At 63.9% G+C, this 17,038-nt stretch carries 15 protein-coding genes and 1 pseudogene; 2 read left to right on the top strand and 14 right to left on the bottom strand.

From position 1 onward, the window contains the following. Positions 1 to 146: 146 nt before the first annotated feature. From AC0L18_RS26955 to AC0L18_RS26965, 3 genes and pseudogenes are all read right to left on the bottom strand, one after another. Positions 147 to 452 carry a putative quinol monooxygenase gene (locus AC0L18_RS26955; RefSeq protein ID WP_473494928.1) on the bottom strand — a complete coding sequence of 102 codons (306 nt, stop codon included), beginning with the start codon at positions 450 to 452 and terminating at the stop codon, positions 147 to 149. Positions 453 to 498: 46 nt separating this feature from the next. Further along, a pseudogene (locus tag AC0L18_RS26960) lies at positions 499 to 1,149 on the bottom strand (SDR family NAD(P)-dependent oxidoreductase). A 164-nt stretch (positions 1,150 to 1,313) separates the two neighbouring features. Beyond that, positions 1,314 to 1,751 carry a DsrE family protein gene (locus AC0L18_RS26965; RefSeq protein ID WP_473494960.1) on the bottom strand — a complete coding sequence of 146 codons (438 nt, stop codon included), beginning with the start codon at positions 1,749 to 1,751 and terminating at the stop codon, positions 1,314 to 1,316. A gap of 112 nt (positions 1,752 to 1,863) precedes the next feature. Here AC0L18_RS26965 and AC0L18_RS26970 point away from each other — a divergent pair, with 112 nt between their 5' ends. Beyond that, the gene (locus AC0L18_RS26970; protein ID WP_473494929.1) at positions 1,864 to 2,958 is read left to right on the top strand and encodes a hypothetical protein; all 1,095 of its coding nucleotides are present in this window, start codon (positions 1,864 to 1,866) and stop codon (positions 2,956 to 2,958) included. Positions 2,959 to 3,346: 388 nt separating this feature from the next. Here the strand turns inward: AC0L18_RS26970 and AC0L18_RS26975 are convergent, their stop codons facing one another. The 8 genes from AC0L18_RS26975 to AC0L18_RS27010 all read right to left on the bottom strand — a co-directional run bounded on the left by AC0L18_RS26975 (position 3,347) and on the right by AC0L18_RS27010 (position 12,261). Then, positions 3,347 to 4,276, bottom strand: a complete 930-nt coding sequence (locus tag AC0L18_RS26975) for a cation diffusion facilitator family transporter (RefSeq protein ID WP_473494930.1) — start codon at positions 4,274 to 4,276, stop codon at positions 3,347 to 3,349. A gap of 28 nt (positions 4,277 to 4,304) precedes the next feature. Then, entirely contained in the window at positions 4,305 to 6,494 is a 2,190-nt protein-coding gene (locus AC0L18_RS26980) for an anthranilate synthase (RefSeq protein ID WP_473494931.1), read from the bottom strand. A 281-nt stretch (positions 6,495 to 6,775) separates the two neighbouring features. Further along, positions 6,776 to 7,849, bottom strand: coding sequence for a succinylglutamate desuccinylase/aspartoacylase family protein (locus tag AC0L18_RS26985; RefSeq protein ID WP_473494932.1), 1,074 nt, complete (start codon positions 7,847 to 7,849; stop codon positions 6,776 to 6,778). A 133-nt stretch (positions 7,850 to 7,982) separates the two neighbouring features. Beyond that, the gene (locus AC0L18_RS26990; protein WP_473494933.1) at positions 7,983 to 9,359 is read right to left on the bottom strand and encodes an FAD-containing oxidoreductase; all 1,377 of its coding nucleotides are present in this window, start codon (positions 9,357 to 9,359) and stop codon (positions 7,983 to 7,985) included. Beyond that, positions 9,356 to 9,817 (bottom strand): DUF4126 domain-containing protein, encoded by a 462-nt coding sequence (locus AC0L18_RS26995; protein ID WP_473494934.1) that lies wholly within the window; start codon positions 9,815 to 9,817, stop codon positions 9,356 to 9,358. The genes AC0L18_RS26990 and AC0L18_RS26995 overlap by 4 nt, the downstream gene beginning before the upstream one ends. Before the next feature lie 157 nt (positions 9,818 to 9,974). After that, on the bottom strand, positions 9,975 to 10,484 hold the full coding sequence (locus AC0L18_RS27000; RefSeq protein WP_473494935.1) for an RES family NAD+ phosphorylase: 510 nt from the start codon (positions 10,482 to 10,484) through the stop codon (positions 9,975 to 9,977). Further along, positions 10,481 to 10,966: a type II RES/Xre toxin-antitoxin system antitoxin gene (gene parS, locus AC0L18_RS27005; protein WP_473494936.1), complete on the bottom strand. Its 486-nt coding sequence runs from the start codon at positions 10,964 to 10,966 to the stop codon at positions 10,481 to 10,483. The genes AC0L18_RS27000 and parS overlap by 4 nt, the downstream gene beginning before the upstream one ends. A gap of 317 nt (positions 10,967 to 11,283) precedes the next feature. Next, entirely contained in the window at positions 11,284 to 12,261 is a 978-nt protein-coding gene (locus AC0L18_RS27010; RefSeq protein ID WP_473494961.1) for a helix-turn-helix domain-containing protein, read from the bottom strand. A 123-nt stretch (positions 12,262 to 12,384) separates the two neighbouring features. Here AC0L18_RS27010 and AC0L18_RS27015 point away from each other — a divergent pair, with 123 nt between their 5' ends. Further along, on the top strand, positions 12,385 to 13,032 hold the full coding sequence (locus AC0L18_RS27015) for a cysteine hydrolase family protein (RefSeq protein WP_473494937.1): 648 nt from the start codon (positions 12,385 to 12,387) through the stop codon (positions 13,030 to 13,032). Between the two features lie 313 nt (positions 13,033 to 13,345). Here AC0L18_RS27015 and AC0L18_RS27020 read toward each other — a convergent pair whose 3' ends face one another. The 3 genes from AC0L18_RS27020 to AC0L18_RS27030 all read right to left on the bottom strand — a co-directional run bounded on the left by AC0L18_RS27020 (position 13,346) and on the right by AC0L18_RS27030 (position 17,036). Next, positions 13,346 to 15,025, bottom strand: coding sequence for a formate--tetrahydrofolate ligase (locus tag AC0L18_RS27020; RefSeq protein WP_254020013.1), 1,680 nt, complete (start codon positions 15,023 to 15,025; stop codon positions 13,346 to 13,348). A gap of 318 nt (positions 15,026 to 15,343) precedes the next feature. Then, a complete protein-coding gene (locus tag AC0L18_RS27025; protein WP_473494938.1) occupies positions 15,344 to 15,766 on the bottom strand; it encodes an ester cyclase in 423 nt (140 codons plus the stop codon). 127 nt (positions 15,767 to 15,893) lie between these two features. After that, positions 15,894 to 17,036 (bottom strand): DUF2333 family protein, encoded by a 1,143-nt coding sequence (locus tag AC0L18_RS27030; protein WP_287375416.1) that lies wholly within the window; start codon positions 17,034 to 17,036, stop codon positions 15,894 to 15,896. Between the last annotated feature and the right edge of the window lie 2 nt (positions 17,037 to 17,038).

The following is a 17,038-nucleotide window of genomic DNA, read 5'->3' on the forward strand; positions in this document are numbered from 1 at the left end:
GGGGGGGGGCCGCGGGCGCGGGGGGCGCCGGGGGGGGGGGGGGGGGGCGGGGGCCCTACATCTTGGGGCGCGGGGCGGCGCCCCCCCCCCCCCCCTCCCCCCGCCCCCCCCCACCCCCCCCCCCCCCCCCCCCCCCCCCCGCCAGCCTATCCCGCCTTCGCCGGCAACCCAAACCCACCGACAGGATGCGTTTCCACCTGGAACTCAAACCCGGCGATGATCGGCCGCGCCCTGGCAATCGCCGCCTGGACTTCCGGCAATTGCAGCGAAGCCTTGTGGCTTGCCTGGTCGGTCCATACCTCGGTCACCCAGATCGCGTCGGCATCGGCCGGATCGGTGGCGATGATGTAGCTCAGGCAGCCCGGCAGGGCGCCGGTGCTGGCAAGCAGGACGTCCATCATTGCGTCGCGGTGGCCGCGCGTCGCCCGCATCTTGCCGATCAGACCATACATTGCCGGTTTCTCCGTTGCTTGCTGCGACAAGTATGCAGGTCGCCGCTCACGGCATCAACTGGCCACCGTCGTGCCCGGTGATGTAACCGCTCAACTGAGCGGACGAGAGGAACGGCGCCGACGCAGTCCTGCGGCGTGCCGGCGCGGCCCTGCGGAATGGTGGCAACCATGGCCTGCTCCTCGGTCGAATAGCGCTCATGGAAGGCGATGGTGTCCGGCGCCACCGCGTTGACGCGAGCCGATCAGTTCCTTGGCCATGCCGCGGGTGGAGACGAGCCGAGCCATAAAGGCCGGCGCCGCCGCCGGCGCCATTGCGCGCCGCGATCGACGAGGTGTTGACGCTGAAGCCGCCCTGGCGCTATGGCATCGCCTTGCGTGATGCGGTCAGCACGGAGCGGGCGTTGAGGTCCGCGTCGCAATGCGCCTCGGTCAGTGGGGCGTAAGGCACGCGGCCGAGGCGGCATTGTTGACCAAGCCATCGAGCCGGCCGAAATGTTGCGTGCGGCCCTCGACGACGCGCTCGACATCGGCAGCTATCGAGAGATCGCCCTGGACCGGGAACACCTCGCCACCGCCGTTGCGGATGGTTTTGGCGAGGTTTTGGCCGACTTGAATTGTAATGCAGCGCGACGCGGCATTTCTGCGCGGCGTAGGCCGGTGCAAGTACCGCCCCGATGCCGGTCGCGGTGACCAGCACCGCCTTGCCGGCGAGGTCGCCAAAGGGGGGACAAGGGCGGAAGTGACAGGGGTGGAAGTGACAGGGGCGGCGGTGACAGGGGCGGTTGTGGTGGCTGGCATTCCTCCGGGACTCTCCTGCTCTTCGTAGGGCCTCGCCGTGCTCATGTTCAAGTCGGTAGAGGTTCAGGGCCGCAAATAGGCGTAGCCCTGGCGCTGCAATTCGGCGAGCTTGACGACGCCGCCGGTCTCGGCGGCATGGAAGCCGTCGAGCAGATCGGTGAGCGCAACGTCCATGCCCTGCATGGTGTTGGCGCAAGCATGCGGGGCCAGCCCGTCGCGGACCAGTCCGGAGAAACGGCTGGAAATGGCAGCCGACGCGCTCTTCGACTTGAAGGCGGCGAGTGCCGGTCCGTGCACAACCAGCACGATGTCGACCTTGCCGCCGGTGCCCTCATAGTGGTTCTTGATATTGCCAAGCGCGAAGCCGACCTTGTCGAGGTCGCTGAGGTGGTAGGCGACCTTCTGCCTTTCCTCTTGCACGGCCGCCGCCTTGACCTGGCGCAGCCCGAAAAAGCCGGCGGCGCCGGCAAGGGCCACGCGGAAAATATCGCGGCGTCGCATCATGTCGTTCTCCACTTTGTCCTCGCAAATTGCGTGGCTTCGGCCTCGTTCCTAGCATAAATTGACGTAACGTCGTGGTCGGGCGAAGAGGGGTCGGGCGAAGGAGGGGCACATGATATCGAAGACCATTCGAGGGAAGACCATTGTCGGCGCCGGGCTTGCTGTCGCCTTGCTGGCCGCTGTCGCCGGCACGGCCCTTGCCGACGATACGCCTGAGCTCACCGAACTCGGCCCGAACGGCAAGGATGCCTGTTTCGGGCGTATCTACGATGCCGCGCATCTCAAGCTGCACCCGAACCAGAAGGTGGGACGGATTTTCTTCTATTTTGGCAGCGATCCGGTCAGCCATCCGAACGAGGAGCCGAGCAGCGCTCCGTCCGGCTACAACGGTTTTTTGGCGACGACGGTGCGCGGCGCCAACAAGCCCGAATGGGTCGGCGGCTGGTGCGGCAAGGATGATCCGCAGTCGGGCGAGATCCATTGCGGCATGGAATGCGACCGCACCATGGCGTTGCTGAACGTCGACGAAAAAGGTTGGCTGATCGTCTCCGGCGTGCATCGCAACCTTTATCTCGATGCCGGCGCCGAGGACGAGCTTGGCGAAACGGAGTTTTCCAGGCAGGCACTCGGCACGGAAGACGACGGCTTCCGGCTTGACCGCATGCCGGGTGAGACCTGCAAGGCCGAATTCGCGCGCATCGATCCGGTCGATCCGGCGCTGGGAGCACCGCTGCGCGAGCGGCTGAAACCGGACCAGCCGTTCTGCTACGGGCGCGACTACGATGTCGCGCATCTCGGCTCGCATCCCGATCAGCTTACCCACAGCATCCGGGTTTTCCGGGGCCCGATCGAACTGGCCGCCTTCGCCAAGGACGGCGATCCGGCAAACTGGCCTGATGGCGCCGCCATAGAAGTTTCCGTCACCACGCGCCAAAGTGCCGCCAGGGTCACGCAGAGCTACAGTTGTGACGGCGAAGCGGACCAGTGGCGCTGTGTGGCGAGCGGAAGGACGAGCGACTTTTCCTGCGACATCGCGGCCAGGGAGATTTATCTGCGCCGCGGCGCCAACGGCACGATGATGCTGGCGAACCCCAACAGCAGCCTGCCGATCGTCGACCTGTGCTCGAAGGCGGCAGAAGGCGAGACCGTATCCGACGACAAGGTCTATCGGCTGGAGCCGATGCCGCAGGCTGCCTGCGCGCCTTGAGATTTTGGGTCAGAAGGAGGCCGTATGAACAAAGCAAAGGTGTTCTGGTCTCGCTATTTCATCGGCGCCGCCATCGCTTCGTCATCCTGGGGCGAAGCAAGGAGCGAAGCGACGCGGCGCAGACCCCAGGATCCATGCCGTGACTTCAGAGCGCTGCTGCGCTGCTGAATTCTGCTCCGCTGCACTCTCCGACTGAGGTTACGGCATGGATCCCAGGGTCTCCGCGACGGAGCTTCGCTCCTGCTTCGCCCAGGGATGACGAAGTTGGGGAGGCTTCGGCCAATCTCCAGCGTTTGCGATAGTCCGCTGAAACGAACGATGGCTGTTGCCTGTCGGTAAGCCTTCAACCCGTCAAAATCCTCTGTGCAGCGTTACTGCGTGAGCCATCTCACGCGAACGGCACGGCGGTCGTGCCCCTGGGCAGTTTTGCCTCGTCGTCGGGCTCGACATGGATGGTGACGCGCACCGAAGGGATTTCCGCCTTCAGCGCATCCTCGATGCGGTCGCAGATGACGTGGCTGGCGCCCACCGACATGTCGGCGTCGACGACCAGGTGGAACTCGATGAAGGTGGCGCGGCCGGCAATCCGCGTCTTCAGATCGTGGACTTCCAGCGCGCCCTTGCAATTGGCCGAGATGATGTCGCGGATGCGCATGTGCTCCTGCGTGTCGACGGCGCGGTCCATCAGACCGTTCATCGACGAGCCGATGACGTGCCAGCCCTGCCACAGGATGTTCAGCGCAACGATGACGGCAAGAGCGGGATCGAGGACTTGCCAGCCGGTCAGCACGGCGCCGACCACACCCATGAACACGCCGGCCGAGGTCGCCACGTCGGTCATGATGTGCCTGCCGTCGGCGACCAGTGCCGGTGATTTTTCGGCACGGCCGGCACGGATCAGCGTCATGGCCCAGAAGGCGTTGATCACCGTCGCGACGCCGTTGACGGCGAGGCCGGTCCAGGGCTGTTCGAGCGGAACGGGATGCCGCAGGGACCACCACACTTCGTTGAGGATCAGCAGGGCTGCCAGCACGATCAGCACGCCTTCCAAAACAGCCGAGAAATACTCGGCCTTGTGATGACCGAACGGATGATCCTGGTCGGCCGGCTTGTGGCTGACCTGGATCGCCCAGTAGGTGGCGGCAGAGGCAATGACGTTGACGATCGATTCGAGCGCGTCCGAATACAGCGCCACGGAGCCGGTGAGATACCAGGCCGCCAGCTTCAGGCCGAGCACGACGAAGGCGATGATGATCGACCAGAAGGCGAGGCTGGCGACCTTGCGCTTGGCGGCGTTTTTCGAATCAATAGCGGTCATCGATTGCTTCCGGCCGCCGAAACCGGAGCTAAGCCGCCTTTTCTTTGGCCTTGCGCGGCAGATGCGCAACGATGTTCTCGATGATGCGCATGCCGGCATTGTGGCCGAGCGTCATGATCGATTCCGGGTGGAACTGCACTGCGGCGATCGGCTCCTTGCTGTGCTCGAAGGCCATGATGACGCCTTCTTCCGTCTCGGCCGTGACGACGAAGCCGTCGGGCAGGCGGACCGGATCGGCGAAGATCGAGTGATAGCGGCCGACCGTCACCTCCTTGGGCAGGCCGGAAAAGATGATGCCCGGCTTCGACACGCGGATGCGCGACGGTTTGCCGTGCATCGGCACGTGCAGCTGCCGCAGCTCTCCGCCATAGGCCTCGGCCAGCGCCTGCAGGCCGAGGCAGACGCCGAAGATCGGCAGGTCGCGGGCGCGGGCCCGCTTGATGGTGGCGGCGCAGTCAAAATCCTTCGGCGTGCCGGGACCGGGCGACAGCACGACGAGATCGGGTTTCAGCCGGTCGAAGACCTCGTCCGGCACCGGCGTGCGCACGGTCGAGACATTGGCGCCGGTCTGGCGGAAATAATTGGCCAGCGTGTGGACGAAGGAGTCCTCGTGGTCGACCAGCAGGATGTTGACGCCGTCGCCGACGCGCGCGGTGGCGCGTTCGGTGTCGGCGGCATTGCCTGATTTGGCGTCGCGGATGGCGGAGATCATGGCGGATGCCTTCAGTTCGGTTTCGGCCTCTTCTTCCTCGGGAATGCTGTCGAAGAGCAGCGTGGCGCCGGCGCGCACCTCGGCGATGCCGTCCTTGATGCGGATGGTGCGAAGCGTCATGCCGGTGTTCATGTCACCGTTGAAATTGACCATGCCGATCGCCCCGCCATACCAGGCGCGCGGGCTCTTCTCGTTCTGCTCGATGAAGCGCATCGCCCATAATTTCGGCGCGCCGGTGACGGTGACCGCCCAGGCATGCGACAAGAACGCGTCGAAGGCGTCCATGCCTTCGCGCAGCCGCCCCTCGATATGGTCGACGGTGTGGATCAGCCGTGAATACATCTCGATCTGGCGGCGGCCGATGACGCGCACCGAGCCCGGGTCGCAGACCCTCGACTTGTCATTGCGGTCGACGTCCGAGCACATGGTCAGCTCGGATTCGTCCTTCTTCGAATTGAGCAGTTTCAGGATCTGCTCGCTATCGGAAATGGCGTCGCCGCCGCGCTTGATCGTGCCGGAGATCGGGCAGGTCTCGACACGGCGGCCGTTGACGCGTACGAACATCTCGGGCGAGGCGCCGACCAAATATTCGCCTTCGCCGAGATTGATGAAGAAGGAATAGGGCGAGGGATTGATGGCCTTCAGCTTGCGGGAGATCTCGGAGGGCGGCGTCTCGCAGCGCTCGTAGAACATCTGGCCGGGCACCACCTCGAACAGATCGCCGCGCTTGAAAGATTGCATCGCCTTGCGCACCAGATTGGCATATTCGCCGGGCTCATGGTCGCCGCGCGGCGGGATGCGGTCGGCGGTCCTGACCGGCTCGACGATTTCGTCGCGCGGCAATCCCTGCGTCGAAAACCCATCGCTGGAATAGTCGTAGCGGTCGGTCCAGGCCTTTGTCGAATAGTGGTCGACGACCAAAATCTCGTCGGGCAGGAACAGCACGAGGTCGCGCTGGCCTTGCTGGCGCTCGAGCTTGTAGTCGACCGGATCGAACTGGAAGGCGAGATCGTAGCCGAAGGCGCCGTAGAGACCGAGATTGGCGTCTTCCTCTGTCTTGAACAGAGCGGTGATGGCGCGCAGCACGGTGAAGACGGAGGGAACGCGGCTGCGTTCTTCCTCGGTGAAGACACGGCCTGGCTTGGCCACGTCGAGGCGGATCAGTCGCTTCGACGCCTCGGCGATCGTCACCTCGTCAAGGCCGCCGAGCGCCTTGCCGACCACCGGCAGAAGCATCTCGCCACGGCTGTTCAGCGCCTCGATGCGCATGGCGCGGCCACGCGCCGAGATCACCAGCGGCGGGTCGATGATGGCGGTGTCCCAGCGCGTATAGCGGCCGGGATATTCGTAATTCGAGGAAAACACGGCGCCACGGCGTGAATTCAACCCGTCGACATAGGCGTCGATCGCGCCTTGGTAAGGCCGGTCATGGCGCTCGCGGGTAATCGTCACGCCACCCGCCGTGACGAAGCGCTCCGCCCCGTTCTCCAGAATTTTCGTCGTCATTGCCGTCTCCATCAGCGTCTTGGTAATTCAGCGTCTTGGGGCAACGGACCCGGGGCATGGCTTTGAAAAACAAATGGCCGCCCGGACATTCCGTTGCGGCCACCTTCCATTTTTCACGCGCACGCGTTCGAACAGGCCGCTGTCAGCGAGCCCACCACCAAACGGTCTTGATCGAGCGCATGTTCATGGCGATTCCAATAGCGGCGATTGCACGGCCGCGCAACTGGATTCAATGAGGGGCCTGGAGAAGGGGAAGGGGGAGGGCGTGGAGAATGAGCCGCTCAATCCTCCAGCGTTCCCGACCGTGCATCGGCGCTTTTGCTGTCGCCGACCAGTTTTAGCAGATCTTCGCCGGCGCGGATGATGCGGCGGGAACGCCGTGTCAGGATGATGCCCGCCTGCGGCGCGAACAGCTGGGTGCGGCCGCCGGCTTCACCCGGCGCATGGACGATGGTGGCGAGCAGCGCGCCTTTTGCCACACGGTCGCCGGGCTTCACGTCGTAGAGGACCGCGCCCGCCCGCGGCGCCGGCATCATGTCGATGTTTTCGAGCGGCGCGACGAAACCGGTGAAAGAATTGGGCCCGGTGAAGCCGCCGGACGTGGACAGGGCCTGGTCCAGGATCACGCCGCGCGCCACCAGCAGCCGATAGAGCCCTTCGGCATCGGCGCCGGCCAGAGCGCCGTCGACATCGAGAATGCCGCGATACTCGACCGTGGTGGCGACGCGCCGGTCGAACCGCGCCACCTCGGCAGGGAGGTTCAGATACGGCGTGATCGAGGCGCCTTCGAAGGTGCCGTCGGTGTCCTCGTCCCACAGGACCACCGCATCGACGCCCATGGCCGCAGCACAATCCGCCATGGTCGGCCACAGGCTGGTGTGGACATAGAGGTAGGCAAGGCCCTCGTCGTCGCAGTGCAGGTCGAGCACGATGTCGTGGCCGATCGACAGCTGCAGCAGCCGGCTCTTCAGCCGCTGATCGGCAGTGCCAAGCGTGGTGTCGGGCAACAATTTTACGTCAGGCGCGGCCAGCAGCGGAAAGCCGCGGTTGAAGTTGGTGCGCGTGCCCAGGTGAAAACGGCCCTGGTGCTCGCCGAAATGATACTGGGCGCGGCCGATCGGATTGGCTTGCGGCACGATGGTGATATTGCCCTTGATGCGGCCTTCGGCTTCGGCCTTTTCAAGCATCGGCATCAGCGCGTCGATGGCGACGACCCCCGGCAGTTCGCCGGCATGGAGTGCGGCCTGCAGATAGGCCGAGGATGCCGCCATGTCCGTTCCCTCGAAGCGGAAGACCGGGAATTCGTAGGAAACGCCCTCGCTGTCGCCGGCAATGCGCTCGATCGATTTCTGCATGATACGACTCCTGGAAAGAGGCTGAACACATGCCCTTTCGTCGATACGCTGTCGATTGGTCCAGCTTTTCACGTTATGGGCGCAAGGGTCTCCCCGGCCGGGCGCGGACATACCGGTCCAACGCCTGCCCGGCCTACGCCAGCGGCTTCAACTCCTGGGCGATCGTCGGCAGAAGTTCCGAGACATTCGGGTGGATGTGCATGGCCCGCGCGAGCGTGCTGACCGGCGCCTTGGCGTACATCAGATCGAGCACGCAGTGTATCGCCTCGTCGCCGCCGGGGCCGAGCACCGAGCAGCCGAGGATTTCGTTGGTGTCGGCATCGGCCAGGATCTTCATGAAACCTTGGGTCTCGCCTTTCTCTACGGCACGGCCGACGCGGGTCATCGGCCGCTGGCCGACCAGCGCGCGGCGGCCGGACTTTCTGACCGCTGCCTCGGTCATGCCGCAGCGGCCGAGCGGCGGGTCGGTATAGAGCGCATAGGCCTCGATGCGGTCGCTCACCCTGCGCGGATCGTTGTCGAGCAGATTGGCGGCGACGATCTCGTAGTCATTGTAGGAAGTGTGGGTGAAGGCGCCCTTGCCGTTGCAGTCGCCCATCGCCCAGATGCCGGGCACGCTGGTGCGCAGCTGGTCGTCGACGACAATGAAGCCGCGTTTGTCGACCTCGACGCCGGCCTTGTCGAGGCCGAGATCGTCGGTGTTGGGGGTCCGGCCTACTGCCAGCAGCACATGCGAGCCGACAGCCGGCGCCTGGCCGGCGGTGAAAGTCACGGCGATGTCGCTGCCCTGCCTGGCGAAGCCGATGTCGCCGGCGCCGAGATGTACCGTGATGTCTTCGTTTTCGAGGATGGACAGGATGGCGGCCGAGACATCCTCGTCCTCGCGGCCGATCAGCCGCGGGCTCTTTTCAATCACCGTGACCTGTGAACCGAAACGGCAAAACATCTGCGCGAATTCGAGCGAGACGTAGCTGCCGCCGACGACCACGAGGTGGCGCGGCAGCACGTCGAGATCCATCATCGACGAGTTGGTCAGGAACGGAATGTCGTCGACGCCCGGCAGATCAGGCACCGAGGCGCGGCCGCCGGTGTTGATGAATATTTTTTCGGCGCTCAGCAGGTCGTCGCCGACGCGCACGGTATCGGCCGTCTCGAAGCGGGCATGGCCGCGAAAAAGCGTGCATCTGTCCATGCCGGCAATCCAGCTTTCGAGGTTGCCGCGCGCGTCGTCCGACACCTTGTCCTTTCGCGCCTTGATCGCCGTGTAATCGACGCCGACCGGACCGGAGAGCGTCACGCCGTAGTCGGCGGCGCGGCGGGCGAGATGCGCGGCATAGGCGCTGGCGACCATGGCCTTGGTCGGCATGCAGCCGGTGTTGACGCAGGTGCCGCCGACCAGCTTTCGCTCGATCAGCGCCACGCTCATGCCGGCCGCCGTCAGCCGGCCGGCGAGCGGCGGGCCGGCCTGGCCGGCGCCGATGATGATGGCGTCGAATGACTTTGCCGTCATGCCACGGCCGCCACGATCAACACGCCACTGAGGATCGCCACCGCGTCCTCGACGAGGGCGGCGGGCTGGTCCTTGCCGAAAGCCAGCGCCAGGCGTTTGCGCAGCTCGGCGCCGCCCAGCGTGCCGATAACCGCGCCGATGGCGCCGGCGATCAGGCCGCCGACGGTGGCGCCGCCGGTCGCGCCGATCACCGCGCCGGTGAAGGCGCCGACAGCGATGCGCGCGCCGAACTGCTGCGGCACCTTGCGGCTCGGCGTCGACGGCAACTGGTCGGTGACCAGTTCGGCAATGGCCAGGATGGTGAAGATGCCGACGGCGATCCAGTGGCCCATGAAGCTGGCCCAGGTTCCGGCGACCGGCAGCCAGCCAAGCCAGGCGCCCCAGGCGACGGCGGCGGGCGCGGTCATGGCGCGAAGGCCGGCAACGACGCCGATCAGAAGTGCAAGGATGTACAGCATGATTGACCCCTCGATCACACGGCCTGGGGACAGCCCAGCCGGGGCAGGCTAGCATAGGTTCGGCATTTGACCAGAGGCCTGCGATCTCTGACGTTATACGATTTTCATGGAAACGATATTGAAACAGCAGGGTAGCGAAGCAGCGAGAGAAGCACGGTCATTTAGCAGGAGGCGGATGCAATCGCGTATCGAGCGCAAAGGCTTCCTGGGTCCTCAGGGCATAGGCGCCCTTCGCGGCGCTCGCCTCGAAAACCAGATTCCAGCTATTCTGGGATACTGCGCTCGGAATCACCACGAACCGGTGCCGTTTGAGAAGATCGTCGCCGAATGCCTGCTGCCCAGAGCTCGGAATGCCCGGACGCAGCCAATTAGGGTTCGGAACGGCGGCAGGGTCGACGATATGCACATCCGTGACATCGCTGACTATCGCCGCCGTCATCACATGCGCGATCGTGTCGAGCGCCCTAAAACCTTTGTGGACTGCGACTTCGAGAATCGCCGTCGAAGGATCGATTGAGCAGTAGACTGCGCGCACGCCCCTGCTGTTCCATCGTCCGCCGACCCTGTATGCGCCCTCGCCACTGTCCCATGTGGGCGCAAACGCAGCCTGATCGAGACGCCAGCCAACGAGGTCGGAGCCGCCAAGTGCGGCCGGCAGCGGCGTCATGCATAAACGCCGTATTCAAGCCGCTCAAGATAGTCTTGCACAAGCTCGACACCGGCCGGGGTTGCCAGAAGATCGATGGGACGGCACTGGTCGAGCCCGATCGCCGGGCGCTCCAGCCATTGCTCGGCTTCCGCCTGTGAACCGAACACGTCGGTCGCTTTCGACAGGATCTCGGCGAATTTCCAGGTTCGTCCGCTCTGGTCCTGGCTGAGCGGCTTGGAGGGGGCGTCCTTACGACGCTGGTAGGTGCGCAAGCTCATGCCGACGGCCTTCTCGAGCGAATCAGTCTTCTGGATAAAGACGAGTTGCCCAAGCAAATGGTCCAGCGCCGAACCTGGCAGGCCGTGAACAAGCAACTCATGGGCGTCCAATGCGCTCCGGAGATGCCGCGACAGGATGCGGGCGCCACCGAGCAATCTGGCCACCTTCTGCAGTTCATTGTTTCTTGGCGCCGCAGGTGTTTTTTTCGATGCCGTCGCCACGGGCTCGCCTCCTAACGTCAACTGTCGCTTCAATATATGACAGGTGACGCGACGCTTTCAAGGGCGAGCAGGATCGAGAGCAGAGACAATGCTTCAGGTTTGCGCTGCCCCTCATTGCCCTGCCGGGCATTTCTCCCCGTATAGTGACGGGGAAAAAGATGCCGTCATCGGCGATTTCGCAAATCACCAGCGCTGCAGAAAGGGTACCGAGGTTGCGGCCAGCCCCTTCTCCCCGTCGCTATACGGGGAGAAGATGCCGGCAGGCAGATGAGGGGCAGCGCCGATACCGACAGTGGTTGTTCCAATATGAGTTGGAACTATCTTGCCACGCGCTCCTGAGCGTTCTTCGAGAATTCGCGGCGGTACTGCGCGGGCGTGGTTCTGAGCCGCGCCGCAAAATGCTGGCGCAGCGAGGTGGCGCTGCCGAAGCCGGCCTCGAAGGCAATCATGTCCATCGATTTTTCCGTTACTTCCAGCAGCCCCTGCGCCAGCGCGACGCGCTGATCGGTCAGCCAGTCGCCGAAGCTGGTGCCGATTGTTTTCTGGAAGCGGCGCGTGAAGGTCCGGCGGGTGAGGCCGGCGGTAGCGGCGACACTGTCCAGGCTGTGCGTCGCGTGCAACGTCTTGCGCACGGTGTCGATGGCGTGGGTGAAGCGGTCGGCATTTTCGGTCCTGGCGATCGGACGCTCTATGAACTGCGCCTGCCCGCCCTGCCGATGAGGAGAAAGCACGATCTGCCGGGCAAGCCGGAGTGCCGCCTCCGCGCCATAGCGGGCCCGTATGATGTGGAGACAGCAGTCGAGCCCGGCGGCGACGCCGGCCGAGGTCACGACATCGCCGTTGTCGACATAGAGCACCTCCGGCTCGACGAGAATGTCGGGATAGAGGGCCTGCAGCTGGTCGGAAAAAGCCCAGTGCGTCGCGGCTCGCCGCCCCGAAAGCAGTCCGGTCGCCGCAACAGCGAACGTTCCCAGGCACAATCCGACAATCAGCGCACCGCGCCGGTGCGCGCCACGCAGCGCCTCGATCAGTGCCGCCGGCGGTGGGACTTCGAGGTTCTTCCAGCTGGGCACGATGACGATGTCGGCGTCATCAAGCGCGGAAAGCCCGTGCGGGACGCTGATGGTCAGCCCCGCATCGGTGCGGATCGGCCCGTCCTCAATCGCGCAGACCCGGAACTCGAAGCGCGGCAGGCCGAGCGTCGTGCGATCCTCTGCAAATACAAGGCAGGGCACGGAGAGGTGGAACGGGCTGATGCCATCGAAGGCGATGGCGGCAACGATCCGATCGGCCATGATGAGCACCATGAGAATTTCCCGAATGTCCCAATTCTTTCTAACAATGTCAATCGGGACACTTTTGCGGCCTGATGCCGAGTCTATCCTCGACCATCAATGTCAACGGGAAAGGAAAGCCCCATGTCGGACTCAGCCAAAGGCAAAGCGCCGCGCCGTGCCCTCATCGTCGTCGACGTTCAGAACGACTATGACGGCGGCAATCTCGCCATCAAGCACCCGCCCTTCCGCGACACCGTCGCCAATGTGGCGCGCGCCATGGACGCGGCCGCCGAGGCAGGCGTCAAGGTGGTGGTCGTCAAGCAGTTGGCGCCTGAAACGTCACCGGTCTTCGCCAAGGGCAGCCATGGCGCCGAATTGCATCCCGAGATCGCGAGGCGAAACCGTGACCACACCATCGAAAAGACCTTGCCAAGCGCCTTCACCGGCACCGACCTCGAGGAATGGCTGCGCGCCAACGCTATCGATACGATTACGGTCATCGGCTACATGACGCATAATTGCGATCTGTCGACGGTCATCCATGCCGTCCATATGGGCTTTGCCGTCGAGTTCCTGTCGGATGCAACGGGGTCGCTGCCCTATGCCAACAGCGCCGGCTACGCCTCGGCCGAGGACATCCATCGCGTGGTGACTGTCGTCCTGCAGTCGCGCTTCGCCGCCGTTCTCAAGACCGCCGAATGGATCGACTGCCTGAAGACCGGCGTGCTGCCCGAGCGCGATCATCCCTACGCCTCCAACCAGCGCGCGCTGGCGCGGAGCGCCGCTTAGGCGAACTTAGATGTTCAGGCGTCTCCCGCGTTCCTTAAGTAAGGACAATTGTTGAAATCAGCGCCGCCCCTCATTGCCCTGCCGGGCATTTCTCCCCGTATAGTGACGGGGAGAAAGATGCCGTCATCGCCGATTCGCCAATCTTCAGCGTTGCAGAATGCGTGCCGAGATTGCGGCCAGCCCCTTCTCCCCGTTCACGGGGAGAAGATGCCGGCAGGCAGATGAGGGGCGGCGCCGACATTGAGAATTGGTCGACGCGCTGGTCGATCAGCCAGTCGCCGAAGCTAAGGCAAGGGTGAGGGGCAGCGAGCCCTCAGAACAGGCCTTCGATCTGGCCCATCTCGTTGAGGAATATCTTCTCCGAGGACGGCGCCTTGGGCAGGCCTGGCATGGTCATGACCTCGCCGCAGATGACGACGATGAAGCCGGCGCCGGCAGACAGCCTGACCTCGCGCACCGGCACGGTGTGGCCGGTCGGCGCGCCGCGCAGGTTCGGATCGGTCGAGAACGAATATTGCGTCTTGGCCATGCAAACTGGCAAATTGCCGTAGCCGGCGTGCTCCCAGGCGTGGAGCTGGTCGCGCACCGATTTGTCGGCGATCGCTTCGGATCCGCGATAGATGCGCTGGACGATGGTGTTGATCTTCTCGAACAGCGGCATGGCGTCGGGATAGAGCGGCGCAAACTGCGAGGAGCCGGATTCGGCCAGCGTCACCACCTTGTTGGCGAGTTCCTCGATGCCGGCCGAGCCGTGGGCCCAGTGCTTGCACAGGATCGCCTCTTCGCCCATCGAGGCGACGTAGTCCTTCATCGCCCTGATTTCAGCATCGGTATCGGAATAGAAATGGTTGATGGCGACCACCGCAGGCACGCCGAACTGCCTGACATTCTCGATGTGACGGCCGAGATTGGCGCAGCCCTTCTTGACCGCCTCGACGTTCTCCTTGCCGAGATCTTCCTTCTTGACGCCGCCATTCATCTTCATGGCGCGCACGGTGGCGACGATGACCGTGGCCGCCGGCTTCAGGCCGGCCTTGCGGCACTTGATGTCGAAGAACTTTTCGGCACCGAGATCGGCGCCGAAACCGGCTTCGGTGACGACATAGTCGGCAAGTTTTAGCGCCGTCGTGGTGGCGACGACCGAGTTGCAGCCGTGCGCGATGTTGGCGAAGGGGCCGCCATGGACGAAGGCCGGGTTGTTCTCCAGCGTCTGCACGAGGTTGGGCTGCATGGCGTCCTTGAGCAGCACGGCCATGGCGCCGTCGGCCTTGAGGTCGCGGGCATAGACGGCCGACTTGTCGCGGCGATAGGCGACGATGATGTCGCCGAGGCGCTTTTCCAAATCCTTCAGGTCGGTGGCGAGGCACAGGATCGCCATGACCTCCGAGGCGACGGTGATGTCAAAGCCGGCCTCGCGCGGAAAACCGTTGGCGACGCCGCCGAGCGAGCAAATGATCTCGCGCAGTGCGCGGTCGTTCATGTCCATGACGCGGCGCCAGACGACGCGGCGGATGTCGATGCCGAGTTCGTTGCCCCAGTAGATGTGGTTGTCGATCAGCGCCGAAAGCAGATTATGCGCCGTGGTGATGGCATGGAAATCGCCGGTGAAGTGGAGGTTCATGTCCTCCATCGGTACGACCTGCGCATAGCCGCCGCCGGCAGCGCCGCCCTTGACGCCGAAATTCGGGCCGAGCGAGGCCTCGCGGATGCAGACGATGGCCTTCTTGCCGATGCGGTTGAGACCGTCGCCGAGGCCCACCGTCGTCGTCGTCTTGCCTTCGCCGGCCGGCGTCGGGTTGATGGCGGTGACGAGGATCAGCTTGCCGTCCTTGTTTGCCTTCACCGACTTGATGAACTCGGCCGAGATCTTCGCCTTGTCGTGGCCGTAAGGCAAAAGATGCTCGCTTGGAATGCCGATCTTCTGGCCGATCGCCTGGATCTGCTTCTTGTCGGCGGCGCGCGCGATCTCGATGTCGGACTTCACTTCGGCCATGGCGGCTTTCCTCTGGATTGGACGGTGGAGGGGACGGGTTTGATCAGTGTGGTCGCAAGCCTGTTCGGAACAGCCTGGCGCTGCAGGCGAGGGCACGTTCTATCCCTGTCGCTGCCGTGGCGTCAACTTGCATGCAACTATGTTTCCTCTAGAGAAAGACGGCTGTCTGTTTCCCGGTCGACCTGTCCCGGATCTTGGCGCCCGGTTGTCGCGCCGTATAGAAGCCAGAGCACGCGCCGTCCTGCCGTCTCAAAACAGCCGCGGAATGCACGGAATGCGACAGGGTTCGAGCGCCGGTCGACGCTTCGAGCGGTCGCGTTAGAATGCGCCGATCTGGTGCATCAGCCCCAAGCCGTCAAGCTGGCCGAAATGTTCGACCACGATGCCGTTCTCGACGCGGTCAATGTTAATCACACCAACCGAGACGCAATTTCCGCTCGGTGCGACGCCGTGGAAGATGCCGGTATGCGTGCCCTGAAAGCGACCGCGCGTGACCACTTTGTCGGCATCGCCGACAAAGTCGTCGATGACGTGATGTCCGTCCGGGAAACCAACAAAGAATTCGGTCAGGGATTTTCGCCAGTCATCGAAGCCGATCGGATTGGCGCTGGCGAGGTGAACGGCGAGATCCGGAGAGACCAGACCGGCCAGTCTATCCCAGTCTTGCGCATCGATCGTGGCACAGAGATTTCGAGCAATTTCCCGGATATCCATCGCGTGTCCTCGCTGGCTGCCGCCCACGGTTGAACGACGGCGAGACGATCAGGTTCCGTCCCCGGAGATGCGCAGCCGAACAGCCGCGCCAGAACGTCGCCGATCTCGGGCAGCGGTGATTTCAAGCCAGGGCGTCTTTCACTATTCGGCCCCTTCACCTATCCAGAACGGACCTGACCTCGACGAGGTTCGATCGCACCCTAAGCACATAGAATCCCATCGTGGTGAGGTGGGTGGGCATGATCCAGCCATCTTCGCGGCCGTTGGATATTATCAGAGGCTGGATGGCGAGCGCTGCCTTGAGCTGGCCTTCCACGCTGTTCCACAGCGGCGTGAGGCCGCGATTGTCGAGGATCTGCTGAAAATCGTGATGCGCCGCCGTCAGGATGCCATAATAGCCGTAGAGCTGGCCGTAGGCGAACCAGAAGCGGTCGTCAGCGCGCGTGTCGAACCAGCCGCTGTTGAAGTTCTGCGAACGGTCACGGATCAGGTCAGACGTCGAGCCTATGTCACTCGCGATCCGATCGACGAACTGCAACAGATTGTCGGCGCGCGCGTTGAAGACAACCTCACATTTCATGAGCCGGTCGTTGAAGGCACGAAGGCTGCTCGCCGCCGTGCGATAAAAACTCGGCGTCGGGGTTTTCGGACCAAAGGGCCTGAGGCCGAAATACCAGGTTTCCTCGTCGAAGGTGATCGCGCCGCGCGCATCCTGCAGGTTCTGGTCGATCTGGCTGGTGCCGCGGACGCGGCCCAGCGTGTCGACAAGCTCGACCGTGGTGCGCCGGATGGCCTGATTGACCCCGCGCTGGAAGGAGGCCTTGTTGTCGAGAAACGGCGTGCGGTCCCAGTCCATGCCGAAGAGCCCGAGCTTGTAGAGTATCATCGACGAGATCCAGGCATTCTCGTTGACGTTGAAATCGATGAGATCGGCCGTAACCTGGACAATTGCCGAGTGGGTGCAGGTCTTGACCTCTCCCTCGACGCCAGCGGTTTCCCCGGTGGCGGAAGGAGCGGGCTGTGCCGGCGTGGTTCCGGCCGGCTGCGTGAACCTATATGCTTCCGCATAGGCGGGATTGAAATTGCTCCAGACCTGCGTGTTCCAGATGAAATAGCCGTAGAGGCCGATCAGCATGAGCAGAGCGAGGCCGAGCACCGCCTTCAGGATCCAGCCGCGCTGTGTATACCAGCGCCCGGCCCACATGAACGGCCACAGGATCACGCCGACGGCGAAGCCGATGCCGCGGCCGATCCACTGGAATATCCGTGTGAAAAAATTCACGATCGGATCAAGCATGG

The organism is Mesorhizobium sp. WSM4819, assembly GCF_055811215.1.